We start from the raw sequence: 15,402 nt of genomic DNA on the forward strand, positions 1-15,402 counted from the left end.
ATAAAAGATCAAATGATATTGATAACTACTATCATTTAAATTAGTATTCTCAATCTTTCTAGCGGGTAATTTATAAATCTTTGGAGTTCAAGTGGTAAGGAATCCATACAAATTGGCGGGTGTTTCACTCGTTTCTACAATGCTTGTTGCTTGTGGTGGTGCAGACTCAGATCCCAAGCTTAGCCAGTCACAAACTCAGCCAAAATCCTCGAATATTTCTGGTATAGCGTTAGATGGTTATTTGCACAAAGCCAAGGTCTGTTTAGACAAAAATGGCAATGCGATGTGTGATTCTGCCGATGGAGACATTGCGACAACGGACGCCAAAGGACAATTCCAACTTGATGTCGACGATGATCTGGCTCAATACAAAGTGCTGGTTGAAGCCGTAGCAGGCATAACCGTAGATATGGACTCCCCCAACCAAGCAATTGAGTCTGGGTTTACCTTAGAAGTACCAAGCAACAACTCGGACGTCGTAAGCCCGGTTACCTCACTGATTGCCAGTGTGTCAAAGACCAGCGGTATCAGCTTCGATGATGCGACTGAGCTTGTTGCCAACGACCTAGGGATCGACAAAAGCCTAGCATTGGGTGATTACTCTTCTTCAAATTCAGCAAAAAGCCGTGAAGTGCATATGTTTGCGCGCGGTGTGACTCGCGTACTGCAAGAAGCCCAAAAAGCTTCGGTAGACGCAGGTGTCGACCAAGTTAACGCCCGTAAAGGTGCAATGTATAAACTTGCTGATCTTGATTTGGTCGAGTTCAAAGCCAAAACAGATCGACTTTCACATGGTGCGTCTGGGACAGACAGTGCTCTAGAGCAACTCGGCAAGGAGTACCGAGAGCAGCTCAAAGTCTCGCAAGAAGATATCGACGGCAGTGAAATCGTGGTTAAGCCACCAGCGCCCAAGCACGGTAAAGTCAATGATGCATCAGATACTTTCAACTGGCAGTTTGTGCGTGGATTCAACCAAAACACAGATTACGAATATTCCTTAGATTCCGGTAGCACCTGGTCGACTGTCATTCGCAAACCGATTGTGGTTGGAGAACAGGCATTCGATAAAGGCGCTATTCAGGTTCGAGTCGCAGCCTCTAGTGCACGTAATACCCCGGCAGGTAAACCGCTTCTTTCAAACAAAGCATTTACGCTTACGACAGTCCCAGCAGCACCCGCTTGGGTCACCGTGGACAATGCGGGCAACGAATTCGATTGGGCGCTGGTCGATTCTTTTAATGAATTATCTCTTTACGAGTACTCTCTAGATAACGGTGCTAACTGGGTAAAAGCAACCGAAAAACCTCAACGCATTCAAGACTTAGATATTCCAGTTGGGCATCTAAAAGTACGTATCGCGAAGGACGACTCCCTAGGTCACCCGACTGGTTTAAGTGCTATGTCAGACAAACCGATGACAGTAACCCCGGCGCAACCAGTAAAACCTGTACTGGACTTTGCAAACGACAGCACTAATCAGATCAACTGGCTTTGGGTCTCTGGATATGATGCGCCATCTTTCTACGAGATTAATCTAGGTAACGGTTGGAATACTGTCACTGAACTTCCCTATGTGGTTGGCAACGTTTCACTTCCGGCTAACAGCATCTCTATCCGTGTAAAATCCAATGTGCAAGATGCTCGCCCCGCAGGCAATCCACTAGTGATTGGTACGGCTTTCACTCGCTCAGAAAACCAGCCTGTTGCGCCAACCCTGCCGATTATTGATGATGCTGAAAACACGTTTGCGTGGACAGAAGTTACAGAGTTTGCAGGCAAAGACTTCTACGAATACTCACTAGACAGAGGTCTTACATTTAGCCCGGTAACTAGCAACCCACAAGCAATCCCAGATGAGACGTTTGCTAAGGGACAAGTCTGTGTGAGAGTGAAAGCAGGAACAGACCCTCAACATGATCCTGGTGAAACGCTGTGCTCAGATAAGCCATATTCGGTAACACCTGACAAGCCATCGGCACCAACATCTCCAATCACTCACGATGGGTTAGACACATTTGATTGGACATTCGTAACAGGCTTCTCAGAAGTTGCGGATTACGAGATCAATGTACTCAACACAGGTTGGGCAACGGTTACTCAGAAACCTTATCAATTAAACGATCAAGCTTACGCTATTGACTCAATTCAAGTGCGAGTCAAACGAGATCCAATTACCGGTCGTCCTAGTGGATCAGAGCTGACAAATGATGCTGCGTTTACCGTTCGTCCATCAGCACCCACTGCTCCAACGGGCCTAGTGGTGAACGATATAGACAACACGCTAGATTGGACATACTTTGGCGAATTCACACAACCAGAGCATTTCGAAATCACGCTCGACTCAGGTTCTACTTGGACTAAAGTCACCGCAAAACCGGTTGTGATCGGTAACGTCGACAAGAGTATCGGTGAGGTTCAATTGCGCGTCGCTCAAAACCCGACGAATGGCATGCCTCATGGCGTAGCAGCATTAACCACACAAGCCTTCACCAAAGTGTTTGAGATTCCAGCACCAACATCGCCTGAGATAACCAACACTTTTACTGGCTCAAACCCAATCAAGACCAATGGTTTTGAATGGGACTACTTAACGGCTAACGTTGATGGTCAATCTGTTCGCTTTGATGAAGCCGAATACTATGAATTCACCAACGACAAAGGCCTGACTTGGCAACCTGCTGTTTCAAACCCACAGTTCATTGGCCCTGAAGCATATGACAAGGCTAATGTCGGTATCCGACTAAAAGCACATGCGAAAGAAGGTGTCGCAAACTCGACCAGTGACACGCTTTGGGCAACAGCAGCAAGCAGTCGCTTTACCGCCCTAAAATTCGTACCAATGAAAACCCGTTCACAAGCTGCTGATTTTGGTTACGGTGGATCATGGAATACGTACTCGCTCAATTGTATTGCTGAATACGATGATAAAGGGCAAGGGGAGCCGACGTTTTGGGCGGAGCGATTCTCTTCAGAAACCGATACCGCCTTCGATAAAGTCGCTCGACTGATTGCTTGTGATATCACTGGTTGGACGCTTCCAGATACTAGTGAAGTGATCACGTTATCGCAGAGAGATCCTGCAACACTGCCATCAAATCTAAGAAGTGGTTACTTGGTATCGAATCAGTCAGTGAATGTGCTAGCGGATAAAAATGGCGTCGCTGTCACTATCAACAAAGGCCAAGAATCTGTTGAGCAGTATTACTCCAAATACGCATACGCTAAATGGCAATTGCCATCAGGTGCAGAGTTACTCACTGGTGTAGATAGCGCTACGACTGAAATAGCCGCCTTTCTGAGTACACAAGATACGAAGATTAACGCTACGGAGCTTTATTTAGAAACCTGGCTAACCGCCAACCAATCTAAGAGCAAAGGTTACGCTGCATTAGAAACGGAAGCTAAAGCTAAAGTAGCAGAACTGCAGGCTTTGACCCAACCATGGTCAGATGATCTTAAGAACACAAAGCTAAAGCTAAAAGCTCTTGAGTTTCAGGCCTCTGTTGCTCAAAGCCGAACTGATGCTGAGAGCCTTGAATTCATTAACAAGGTAAAAGCGTACAAGGAGCAAGTCGCTAAATTAGAGCAAAACACCGTTGTACTAAGCGCACTAGTCTCTGGTTCTGAGTTTGCTCAAAAATTAGCGTTCATGCAGCAAAAGTCCGTAAGTCTGTCCAGCTCGACCAACGCACTAAGCTCAGCGTCATTGGCTAAGGACATTCACCAGGCAAGTTTAGACCTGTACAAGACTATCTCAGACCTAGAGTATCAATATGGCATGGTTAATTCGTTCGCAAGTGAGCTGAATACATCAATAAAATCGCTGGGCTCGGAGTTTGCCACCCTAACTACATTGTTCCAGAAGTTTATCAGTGAGATGAACACGACGGCCAAAATCCACAACCTAGTACAATCAAAAGTGCTAGCAAAAGATGGACTGAAACAGGCGAAAGACAATGGCTTTAGCGTTTCTCAAGCTGACGCAATGGTAAGCAGCCGCTTCGCTAAATTGGACGAGTTAGGCAACTACCTACCAAAAAACACCACCTACCAACAAGGCTGGCGTTGTGTTGAAGACACTAACATCACAGGCAAACGCCGAGTGTGGACACTACTCAAAGACGGTCGACCAAAAGGTGCTGACGATCTTGCTTATGACGCTTCGGCCTCTGGTGTAGCGAGTGTATTAGGCAGTAACGGCCTGCTAGAAAGTACTAATGATGTGAACTTATGTGGCTTCAATGATTGGAAAGTACCAGCGCTGTCTCAGCTACTTTCACTACAAACTAAAGCAATCTCTAGCTCAAACTCGACCATCACAATCGATACCGATGCATTCCCTCATCACCGAGGGCTGGATCCTGAGTATGACAAATCTAGCTATTACGGTGGCGTGATTTTTTACTACTGGTCGAATCAAACAAAGGGCACCAAACAATACATCACAAACTACAGCTCTGAGCGCAACTACCAAGATGTCCGTCGTTCGGAAGTTGGTGGTACTGAAGATGCCGTCATCTTAGGACGTCTGGTTAGAGAAAAAGCGACAACATACCAGTACCTAGATATGCAAGGGAACGTAGTAGCCGATCGCCAAAATGCAATTTGCGCACAAGACACGGACAGTAAGCTCGTTTGGCAACTGTTTACCAACGGAGACAGCAGCCGTTTCAAGAAATACGTAGAGGTAACACCTTTAATTTCAACACGAAATACACAAAAGGTGTGTGGCAAAGCGAACTGGCGCTACCCATCGAAAGCAGAGCTGTATGGATTACTTCCTATCAATGCGAATGTCTTTAAGTTTAACGAAGTCACTGGTGGAGGTTATTCCAACCATAGTTCCTATATCACCAGCGATCCTGCTCCTTATGGTCGTGTCCTCGGATTGAATATGACAACCATGGATGAAAGCCAAGTTGGTACTCAAAGTTACGACGGCCGTTACCTATACCGACTCGTTGCCAAATAGGCACTCAAAATCTCTTATTAATTACTACAACAGCCTCTGCTGGGGCTGTTTTCATCTAGGAAATCAGAAATGTTGAACAAGAAAAAGCAACGCGGTGCAGCCGCAATCGAATACGCCATTCTCGCAGCAGCAATGGCAGTTGTACTACTCAATTTTGTTGGCGGTGAGAACGGTGAGCTAACAGAAGCTATCAGTGACGCCTACGGTACTGTAGTCGAAAAACTAAAAGACGCACAACAAGCCTCAGAGTAAGCCCGTTTATTGCAAATTAAAGGAATAGTTATGACTGCCAAGCGACTCATGTTGCTGTCGTTATTTTGCTCGGTGCTCGGAATATCCGTTTTACTGTTGAGCCAAACCAATAGCGAGTCTGCGACCACTTCTTCTAAACAAGCCGTTAAGCAAACGGTCAAAGTGTTGGTTCCAACTCGCACGATAGAGATAGGTCAAGCCTACACACCAAACTCGTTCCGATGGAAAGAGGTTCCACAACAAGAGTTGGAAAACTACATCGACCATGTGACACCAGAAGATATTTCTGCTGATCACTCTATGTCGGGGCTTGCGCGTACCAAGCTTGTCAAAGACTCGATATTGTCGAAAGCGGATATTACCGAGCCAGAAGGCGGCTACTCGCTTTCATTAAAGCTACAACCAGGTTATCGCGCTATCTCAGTGCCTGTTGATCAGGTGACATCAAATTCGGGCTTTATTGAGCCGGGCGACCGCGTAGATATTCTCCTGCTCGGTTCACAAGATGGTGAGCTGCTTCGTTATGGCAATTCATCGCAGGGTTTGTATGTCACAACGATCGCTCATGATGTGAGAGTCTTGGCATTTAATGACAAGCAAACGGCTGAATCTTATCAAAAGGCCCGCGAATCTAATCATTATGAAAACGGTATCCCTGACGACAGCAGTGTCTCTTTAGAGGTAACACCCGAGCAAGCAAACCAAGTTGTTTTGGCTAAGCAATTGGGCAAGTTAACGCTTGTCTTACGCGGACAAAACGAAGACCCAAATCAAACTCAGCACGCAAATTCAGCGACGCTGAAAGCCATCTCACCAGACACAACTCAGGTATTGCCTGACGTTGGTTTGGTGGAATTTAGAGCCGACAACAAAACGATCAACAATAAAACCGGAGCTGATAACAATGGCTAGTACCTGTCGTTGGTGGGGGATTCTCCTGCTATCAAGCCTGTGCCTCTCTTTTGCGTCAGCAGCATCTGCGCTTGATGTGACAATCAATGAGGCAAAAATGATTCGCTTACCAGAAAAAGCGAAGTCGATTTTCATCTCTAGCACCCATATTGCGGATTACCAGACCTTAACCAACACCAAGGTGATGGTATTTGGTAAGCGAGCTGGCACTGCCACTATCACTGTTTTGAACGAGCAAGAACGCGTCATCTATACCAATAAGATTCGCGTGACTCACAACAGCCGCGAGTTCAATGAACTGGTCAAAAACAAGTTCCCAGAAGCGTCCGTAAACGCGGAATCTCTGGGTGGCAAGCTATGGCTAAAAGGGCAAGTGCCTTCACCTATGATGGCGCATAATATCGTGTCTTTAGCGAAAGGCTACCTGTCTCCTATTTTTGACCAAACCCAGCAACAAGAAAGCTCAAACACTCAAAACGGTGCAGGTAGTAGCAATACGACCACTAAAGATCAGCCAATGCAATCCAATGAAGATGAGCTGATCAATCAATTGGTTGTCACCATGCCAAACCAGGTCAACATTCGAGTGAAAATCGCTGAAGTATCGAGAAATGTTTCGAACAAATTGGGGATCAAGTGGGGCTCTATCGCAGGTGGTGTTGGACAGTTTTCATTCTCTAAACTGCCGAATGTCAGCAGCTGGGGTAAACCAAGCATTACCGCACTGATTGATGCATTAGCGACAAACGGCATGATGTCTGTACTGGCTGAGCCTAACTTGACGGCGATGTCCGGCGAAGACGCTGAGTTTCTGGTGGGTGGTCAGGTTCCATTGCCTTTGATCACTGCTGATACGACTCAAATCGAGTACAAAGACTTCGGGGTAAAACTCAACTTTACGCCAACGGTGCTCAGCCAAAATCGCATCAGTCTAAAGGTGAACCCAGAGGTCAGTAACGTCTCTATCGAAAACCAACAAGTGGTAAACGGAACTAACTTCCCCTCTTTTACTACCCGTAGTGCAGCGACCACCATCGAATTAGCCAGTGGACAGAGCTTTGCCTTGGGCGGCTTATTGAAGTCAGAAGACATTGAACAACTGCAAAAAGTGCCGCTTATCGCGGAGATACCTGTACTAGGAAGTCTGTTCCGCTCAACTGAATTCACTCGCCGAGAAACAGAGTTGATCATCATTGTCACGGCTTACCTAGTGCAACCAACTCGTTCAGATTCAATGCAGCTACCAACCGACGGTCTCATTCCACTAAGCGATGTAGAACGCCTTCTAGCGTGGCCAAGAATTCAACGTAAAAGAACACACGACCAAGACACATACACCGACAACCACAAGCCTCGCTTGCTGGGTGACAACGGGTTCTATTACTGAGGACATCATGAATAAATTATCCTTATTGCTCCCTGCCCTATTTGTGTTTGCGGGATGCGCACCTACGCCAACCACTCAGCAACCATCGGTCGATGTGGTGTCTGTGACTAACAAATTCTCTCTGACGCTTGCCGGGAAAACGCTGTCGGCTCAGGAAAAGGCGGATATTTCTGACTTTATCGCTCGTCGAGGCAGCTCGAGTGGCTTGATGGTCAAAATCGAAAAAACGACTCAGAAAGGTGAACGTCAGCTAGAGAAAGTAAGGCTTCACCTTATCGAATCAGGCCTCTATCCATCACAAATTTGGGTATCAGGCGAAGCAACAGAAGGTAAAGGCGACATCACTATTTTAGTCGAATCTTACCGCGCTAAAGTCACAGCCTGTGACGCGGGTAAAACGCCAAGAACCACGCTCAACGCCTACCGCACTCAGCGCAATTTTGGGTGTGCAAATGCCAACGCGCTTGCACAAATGGTCGCCAACCCTAAAGACCTTATCGTCGGTCAACCGATCAGTGGCGCTCAAGGGCAGAAAGCTGTCTCTAGTATCGATAACTACTTTGCTCCACCAGCCCAAAACCAACAGCCAAATAATGGTTCTTCGACGACCACGCAAGGAGGTTCGCTATGAATCAAGTACACCAGTTAACGGTACTGATCGCAGCGTCTGAGCAACTCGATACCCTAGCGCTTACGCACACACTGAATGACTTTGGTATCCACAACATCACAGTCTCTTCAAATCAAGAAGACGACGTAGTGCGACACGTGTTGAAGCATGGTATTAAGACAGTATTTCTCGATGTGTTGAATTGTGAGCTGGCTGAGTCGAAACAAGCAGTACAGCGCTTAATTAAGCGTACAGGTTGTCAAGTTATCGCTATTGGCCACTCAGATGAAATTTTCATCTACCGTGGCATGCTGGCATCAGGCGCGAGTGATTACCTAGTGCCTCCTGTGACTCCACAAGATCTGGAACACGTTTCTTTCGCGGCTTTACAAAACAACAGCGAAAAACGAAATGAAAAAGTCATCTCGGTTGTCAGTGCGAAAGGCGGTTCAGGCAGCAGTACCATTACTGCAACTCTTGCTCAACAACTCGCAGAGCTCGATAAGAAAGTGGCTTGTCTAGACCTAGACTTTTCAATGGGCGATTTGGATCTGCTACTCAATGTTGAAGGGAACTCAGCATTGATCGAGCTTTTACAATACCCAGAGAGACTAGACCCGTTAGTATTCGAACGTAGTGGGATCAGCGTATCTGCAAAGCACACTCTCTTTACTGGCTATCTACCTTTAGATGCCACACCATTCTGGCCACAAAAGAGTGCTTTGGACCAATTTACTAAGTTTTGCCTACAAAACTCAGACTACCTATTAGTGGATATCCCAACTTACTCTTTGCGTGATCAAGTTGGCTTTGACGCACTGAAAAGTGCCGATATCCGAGTGATTGTCGTTGAGCCTACACTCGGCTCTATCCGCAATGCCGGCCAGATCATCAAACGACTTCAGAATCAAACCAACTCCCAAACGCTTGTTGTGCTCAATCATACCAAGTCCGATTCAGGCTCAATGATTTCAGTTAACGATGTGAAAAAGTCGTTAGGTGTACCGGTAGACGTTGTCATTCCATTCTCCCCGAACCACTTTTTAAGCAAGTCATCACTTGGTCAACCTGCCCACAAAGGCAACAGAAAAGTGAAAGTGGCGTTCAACGCTTTAGTTGAATTAATCACAGGTGAATCGCAGCAAAGCAGCCGCCGTTTTTGGAAGCGAGGTGCATAATGTTTGGTCAAAAATCAAACACGGTTGATCCTATTGAAGTCAGCCAAGCTCGGTTGCATGAAACGTTAACATCCGCTCCTTCGCTACGTGACCATTATCATGTGATTCATGAAGAGATCATCAAGGCAATCGATCCATCAGCGGTTGTGAGTTTAAGTGCGTCCGATCTTGAAGCTCGAATTTCAGAAATGGTATCGGAAATTGTGGTCTCTAAGCAGCTACCACTCGGCCATCAGGATGTAACTTATTCTGTAGAGCAGCTATTACATGAATTTTTAGGTTTGGGGCCACTTCAGCCTCTGATTGAAGACCAAACGGTCACTGACATCATGGTCAATGGTTACCGTGAAGTTTACGTCGAGCGTTCAGGCAAACTGCAAAAAACCACGGTCCAATTTCGTAATGAAGAGCAGCTTCTCAACTTAGCGCGACGCATCGTGAGCAAAGTAGGTCGACGAATCGATGAATCGAATCCATTAGTTGATGCAAGACTAGACGACGGCAGCCGTGTCAATGTCATGATCCCGCCGCTCGCCCTTGATGGAACTTACATCTCTATCCGTAAGTTCAATGAAAAGAAGCTGACACTGAGCCAATTGGCACAGTTTGGTGCGATGTCGAATTCGATGATTAAGCTTATTGATATTATCGTTCGCTCTCGTCTCAATGTTCTTGTCGCGGGTGGTACCGGTGCAGGTAAAACCACCCTGCTTAATGCGATGTCTTTCAGCATCTCGCCTCAAGAGCGAATCATCACCATTGAAGACACAGCTGAACTGCGCCTTCAACAACCCCATGTGGTGCGTGCAGAAACTCGCCCAGCCAATGCAGAAGGTTTAACGCCGATTACTCAAAGAGAGTTAGTACGAAATGCCCTACGTATGCGACCAGATCGCATCATTTTAGGCGAAGTTCGTGGCGATGAAGCCTTTGAGATGATGCAAGCAATGAACACTGGCCACGATGGTTCGCTGTGTACACTTCACGCCAACTCTGCAACGGATGCACTGGTGCGAATGGAGAACATGCTAATGATGAGCCAAGCGACGCTGCCTCTATTTTCACTACGTCGCCAAATCGCCGACACCATTGATGTAGTTATCCAAGTAGAGCGAATGCGTGATGGCAAAAGGCGCATTGTTTCAATAACCGAGGTACAAGGATTAGAGGGCGAGCAATACGTCACTCAAGAACTGTTCGCCTTTAAAACGCTATCGGAAGACCAGCAAGGCAACCTAATTGGTGAATATAAGAGTGCCAAGTGCGTACCAAGCTTCAACGAAAAAGCGAAATATCACCAGTTAGACGCTCAACTCAGGGTGGCAATGGAGCTTGAAGCCGGATGATTCTTGTTCTTACTATTTCTGCGCTGCTGGCTACGGTTTGGTTAATCAAGCTCAACTCAAAACAAGCCATTGTTAATAAGCGACTGTCCTTGGTATCTGGTTCATACAAAGCAAGCCCTGCAGACGTTTCTATCAAAAAGTCGAGCCATCAGCGCACCAACAAACTGCATGCGTTCTTCCTGCGAATCAATGCCTTGCTGCCTGTTTGGGATAAGTATTTCATCGCCTCAATGATTGTTGGCTTTCCAGTTGCTGGTTACCTGTTAGTACCAGAGCTTCCAGTACATCTTCGATTGATTGCAGCAGTTGGGCTGTGGCTCATATGTACCTGTGCCATAGTGTTTTATCGCAGAAAGAGACAAGTAGAAGAGTTTGAAAAAGACATCATCAACGTCCTTGGATTGATTTCTAGAGCGGTTTCAGCAGGGTTATCTATCCCACAAGCGATTGATCAAGTGGCACAAACGCAACCTGGTTTGTTAGGGCGCGAGTTCTCTTACCTTCGCGATAATCTCGCGCTTGGCCTTAGTCTTCGCCAGAGTCTCGATGATGCGTGCATTCGTCTTCCTTACAGCAGCTTTCGTTATTTCTCTGTTGCACTGATCCTTAACCAATCGAATGGTGGTCAACTGCGCGACATTCTTCATAGCTTAAGCCGAACCATGCATGACAACCGAGCGATGAGAAAGAAGGTGAAGAGCTTAACCTCAGAGCCTCGTATCACAGCGTTATTTCTCTCTGTCTTACCCATAGGGTTGCTAGGTGGCATCTATTTAATTGAGCCCTACATGATTAAGCAGCTGTTTAACACTGAACTGGGCCAACGAGTGCTGACCTATGCACTAATCAGCATCAGTATCGGCACCTTAATTTTGAATGCTCTGACTCGCAATAAGAGGTTCTCATCATGATGTATGTTGCCATGTTGCTGTTGGGATTCGCTCTGCTTCTCACGCTGATCGCACACCTATCTTCGTTCAAACGAGACGTGGTAGCTGAGCGACTGAATCACGTATCAAGCTATTCCTCAAAGTATAAAAACACGTCGAGTAAGTGGCGTTTCCAAGGTGAGAAATCTCGACGTCAAAAGCTAGTTCTGATTGGTTGGCTTAACCCAAATGCAGAGATGTACTTTTTAGGGCTTAGATTAATCACCATGACCGTAGGTGCTGTTACTTGGTACGCCACTCGCATTCCAGTGCTAACGATGAATTCGGCGGCAGAGTGTATTGCTATCGGCATCGTGGTCGGCATTCTATTCGATCGCATTCTTGAATGGCGAGTGAACCAAGTTCGAATGCAGATCAGCCGAGTAATACCCGATGCCGTCGACCTAATGGTGGTGTGTGTTGCATCTGGCTTAACACTCGAAGCGGTATTTCGCTGCGTTGGTGAAGAGATGCGTTCGATCTCCCCTGCCTTGTCACGAGAATGGCTGTTAACCGCAACTGAGATCTCTGTTCTCGATTCACCACAAACGGCACTCAACAACTTAGACAAACGTGTCCAACTGTCTGACATCAACAACGTTGTCACTACCATGAACCAAGCGCTGCAATACGGTACGCCTATCGCTGATGCCCTCAAACTGATCGCTTCAGATAGCCGTCAATACCACTTCTTAGAACTGGAAGAGTGGGTGGGGAAAATACCAGCCAAAATGTCATTCCCTTTGGTGGTTTTCATCATGCTACCTGTGGTGGGCATCATCGTCGTGCCAATCATGTTGTCTCTTACACAAACTCTGGGGGGCTTATGAGAACCATCCCGTTATTCTTTTTGTCGCTGATATTGTTCGGCTGTCAATCAACCAACCACGTTGAAAAAGATACCGCCGAAAACATGAAGGTGGCAGAAGTTGCGTTAATGAATGGTAAGCCAGAGAGCGCCATGGATCTCTACCGAAAAATGTTGGTATCGAAGCCCAATGACCCGCAGTTACTGCTGTTGATGGGCTCCGCAGCTAATCAAGCCAGTCGTTATGACGAAGCACTGCATTACTTAAAGCGTGGTATCGAGCTTAATCAATCCAATGCGATTTACCGTGAGTTAGGCCGTTCATGGTTAGCTTTAGGTGAGCTTGAACAAGCGACCTCGGCTCTTGAAGAGTCTGTTCGACTAGAAGCTTCCGATGACGTTGCTCAAAATAGCTTAGGAGTCAGTTACTCGCTCAATAAGCAGTATTCCAAAGCCAGAGAGTGTTACTCAAATGCGCTTAGCTTAATGCCTTCAAGCAACGAATACCGAAACAACCTCGCTATGGCTTGGATACTCGATGGTAAACCAGATCAAGGGATTCGTATTCTGCACCCGATCTTTGTCAGAGGTGAAGCTAGCGTAAAACTCCAGCTTAACCTTGCTTTGGCTTACGCACTTTCTGGTGACAGCGAGTCTGCAAAAGCAATCGCTCGTGAACACTTATCGCAACCGGAATACGCTAACAATAGCTTGTATTACCAAGCCCTAGCCGCTCACGCTGATCGAGGAGAACAATAATGCTCTCTCGTCAGAAAGGTGCGAATAGCGTTGAGTTTCTAATGATCACCCTACCGTTTCTATTGCTGATACTTGGGTTCTTTGAGATCTGCCGCTTGCTGCTAGTCAACATCATCTTCGATGTCGCCGTTCATGCAGGTGCTCGAGAAGTCAAAACTCAACCATTTGGTCCCATATCAAACCAAGTTTTCATCGACGCTATCGACAGTTTCCCACTGATCGAACGCAGCAAGATCAAGTTGTCTCAACCTTTGTACGTTGAAAACCTACCGGACTTAGTTAACAGAAAAGCGGCACCGATAAGCAAAGCAGTATTGGGGGAATACACGGTGTCTTACGCATTTTCATTCGCTCTACTGCCTAGCCTTTCAACTCGTTTTTTAGAACGTACCGGCCAAATGACAACCTTGGAAAGAAAGGTATTGGTGAGTTATGACGGTTAATAACACACACACCAAAAAACAAGCGGGATCAGCAGCCGTGGAATTCCCATTTGTCGTACTCGCGATGATGATCATTCTGTGGGGGTTCGTTGCTGTCTACCGCTTATTCAGCCTGCAGACTCAGTTAGACAATGTTACCTACAACCTAGTGAATGCGATTTCTTCAACTCAACTCAAACCTGAGCAAGGTAAGAATGGTTTACCCGAGACTCTAAAAGGTCCATTGATCGTACTCGCTGAAAATTACCTGCCGAGTAGCATTGTCCGTGGCGATATTGGACTTTTACTTGAAAGTCGTGTCTTTGATATTGCTACTTCAACGTGGGAATACAAACATCTGTATGCGGGAAGCGACTGCCAAAGTGATCGATCGATTGAACAGCTTACGGACATGCTCATTGTGGGCAGCGGCGATCCTGCGTTGGATGGAAGACCGTCCACCTTGGTTCAGCTGACCTTATGCGTGGAGACACCATTTAGCTACGAACGGCTCACTCTTCCAAAAAGCTTAAAAAGCTCATCAGTAGTTGTAGGTAAGCACTATGGTTAACTCAATGTTTATCGGCCTGCCCCGTCAGCAAAAAGGTTCGATCACCCTTTCCTTCTTGGCACTGCTGACCCCTGCACTATTTATCGCCGTCGGCACTTTGATGATATCGGCGCAAGTGATGGTTTCTAATCGAGCCGCGCAAGCCGCTGACTCTGCCGCATTAGCTTGTGCTTTTGCTGATGAGGCGACTCTGAGAATGATGCGCGCATACCAAGATTACTATGACCCGACACTAAAAGGTGTAAGTGGATTAACACCGAAAAACCAAGAGTGTCGAATTAGCCTAGGTTACTCCGTTACACCGTTATTGCCTCATTTCAGTTATAGACGCGATGACCAAAAAGTGACTGCAACAGGTGGAGGCTTTAAGGGGGTGGTTGAAAGCAAACACTCTGCGATTCCAACAGAGTTGGTACTAGTGCTCGACGTATCTGGATCCATGGGCTCAAACATGTCGTCACTAAAATCTATTTTGTCCAAGGCATTGAATACGATTCAATCTCAGAGCAATAACGCTAACGATTTAGATTCAGTAAGTATTTCAATCGTTCCTTTCGATTCTGGAGTTGCAACACATCGCCCCCTTTGGTTATCCAAAGAAGCGGCCGGAATCTACTGTATCGATGGACTTAGCTATCGTAATGGCGATTTCTCTGCGGCGCTGACCGTAGATAACCTTGCGACGCTGCATTCAGAGCGACCTGTGAAGTTTACACCGCCAAGTAAGTGGTTAAGCGACTGCAATCAAGACTCACCAATGTTGCCCTTGACCAACGTCTTTTCCCGCGTCCAAAACTCGATAAACAGCCTAACTGCAAATGGCGGTACTCGCTCTTATCAAGGTTTGGTATGGGGAGTGAGACAGCTTATCCCAAGCTGGCAACAAGCATGGGGAATAAACGTAAGCACTGTACCCGAAACTAGAAGAAAACTGGTGTTATTCACCGATGGCGCTGACGAAGGAGACGCGTTCAATCAATTGGTAAACGCTGGTTTTTGCACTACGGCTATCAAGCAATACGGCATTGAAATGAATTTCATCGGCTATGGCGTCAGCCCATCTCGAATTACTCAATTCGAGAACTGTGCAGGAAATCCTTTACGCGTATTCAGTGCCACCAATACGACACAACTTAACGAGTACTTCTCCGACATTTTGGCGGTTGAATACTCGGCAAGCATCCGACTCACTCGATAATTCAAATAAAGCGTTTGATTCAAAAAAACCAAACTTAAAGCATTGAATTTAAAACAGA

At 46.5% G+C, this 15,402-nt stretch carries 13 protein-coding genes; all 13 read left to right on the top strand.

The window, feature by feature from the left end:
• The first annotated feature begins 139 nt into the window (after positions 1 to 139).
• The 13 genes from F0251_RS10975 to F0251_RS11035 all read left to right on the top strand — a co-directional run bounded on the left by F0251_RS10975 (position 140) and on the right by F0251_RS11035 (position 15,344).
• The gene (locus F0251_RS10975) at positions 140 to 4,972 is read left to right on the top strand and encodes a DUF1566 domain-containing protein (protein WP_171730996.1); all 4,833 of its coding nucleotides are present in this window, start codon (positions 140 to 142) and stop codon (positions 4,970 to 4,972) included.
• A 69-nt stretch (positions 4,973 to 5,041) separates the two neighbouring features.
• Complete coding sequence (locus tag F0251_RS10980; RefSeq protein ID WP_060980966.1) at positions 5,042 to 5,224, top strand: Flp family type IVb pilin; 183 nt, start codon at positions 5,042 to 5,044, stop codon at positions 5,222 to 5,224.
• Positions 5,225 to 5,254: 30 nt separating this feature from the next.
• Positions 5,255 to 6,136 (top strand): Flp pilus assembly protein CpaB, encoded by an 882-nt coding sequence (gene cpaB, locus F0251_RS10985; protein WP_060980965.1) that lies wholly within the window; start codon positions 5,255 to 5,257, stop codon positions 6,134 to 6,136.
• Entirely contained in the window at positions 6,129 to 7,523 is a 1,395-nt protein-coding gene (locus tag F0251_RS10990; RefSeq protein WP_171730984.1) for a type II and III secretion system protein family protein, read from the top strand. The genes cpaB and F0251_RS10990 overlap by 8 nt, the downstream gene beginning before the upstream one ends.
• 7 nt (positions 7,524 to 7,530) lie before the next feature.
• The gene (locus tag F0251_RS10995) at positions 7,531 to 8,154 is read left to right on the top strand and encodes a CpaD family pilus assembly lipoprotein (RefSeq protein ID WP_060980963.1); all 624 of its coding nucleotides are present in this window, start codon (positions 7,531 to 7,533) and stop codon (positions 8,152 to 8,154) included.
• Entirely contained in the window at positions 8,151 to 9,311 is a 1,161-nt protein-coding gene (locus tag F0251_RS11000) for a P-loop NTPase (RefSeq protein ID WP_060980962.1), read from the top strand. Before F0251_RS10995 ends, F0251_RS11000 begins: the two co-directional genes overlap by 4 nt.
• Positions 9,311 to 10,657: a CpaF family protein gene (locus F0251_RS11005; protein ID WP_171730985.1), complete on the top strand. Its 1,347-nt coding sequence runs from the start codon at positions 9,311 to 9,313 to the stop codon at positions 10,655 to 10,657. The genes F0251_RS11000 and F0251_RS11005 overlap by 1 nt, the downstream gene beginning before the upstream one ends.
• Positions 10,654 to 11,568, top strand: coding sequence for a type II secretion system F family protein (locus F0251_RS11010; RefSeq protein ID WP_061032982.1), 915 nt, complete (start codon positions 10,654 to 10,656; stop codon positions 11,566 to 11,568). Before F0251_RS11005 ends, F0251_RS11010 begins: the two co-directional genes overlap by 4 nt.
• Positions 11,565 to 12,416, top strand: coding sequence for a type II secretion system F family protein (locus F0251_RS11015; RefSeq protein ID WP_061032981.1), 852 nt, complete (start codon positions 11,565 to 11,567; stop codon positions 12,414 to 12,416). Before F0251_RS11010 ends, F0251_RS11015 begins: the two co-directional genes overlap by 4 nt.
• Complete coding sequence (locus F0251_RS11020) at positions 12,413 to 13,153, top strand: lipopolysaccharide assembly protein LapB (protein WP_061032980.1); 741 nt, start codon at positions 12,413 to 12,415, stop codon at positions 13,151 to 13,153. Before F0251_RS11015 ends, F0251_RS11020 begins: the two co-directional genes overlap by 4 nt.
• Complete coding sequence (locus F0251_RS11025; protein ID WP_171730986.1) at positions 13,153 to 13,596, top strand: TadE/TadG family type IV pilus assembly protein; 444 nt, start codon at positions 13,153 to 13,155, stop codon at positions 13,594 to 13,596. The genes F0251_RS11020 and F0251_RS11025 overlap by 1 nt, the downstream gene beginning before the upstream one ends.
• A complete protein-coding gene (gene tadF, locus F0251_RS11030) occupies positions 13,586 to 14,146 on the top strand; it encodes a tight adherence pilus pseudopilin TadF (protein WP_061032978.1) in 561 nt (186 codons plus the stop codon). Before F0251_RS11025 ends, tadF begins: the two co-directional genes overlap by 11 nt.
• Entirely contained in the window at positions 14,139 to 15,344 is a 1,206-nt protein-coding gene (locus F0251_RS11035; protein ID WP_171730987.1) for a VWA domain-containing protein, read from the top strand. Before tadF ends, F0251_RS11035 begins: the two co-directional genes overlap by 8 nt.
• Positions 15,345 to 15,402 lie beyond the last annotated feature (58 nt).

Origin of the sequence: Vibrio sp. 070316B (genome assembly GCF_013114115.1) — a bacterium.
Taxonomy (GTDB): domain Bacteria; phylum Pseudomonadota; class Gammaproteobacteria; order Enterobacterales; family Vibrionaceae; genus Vibrio; species Vibrio chagasii_B.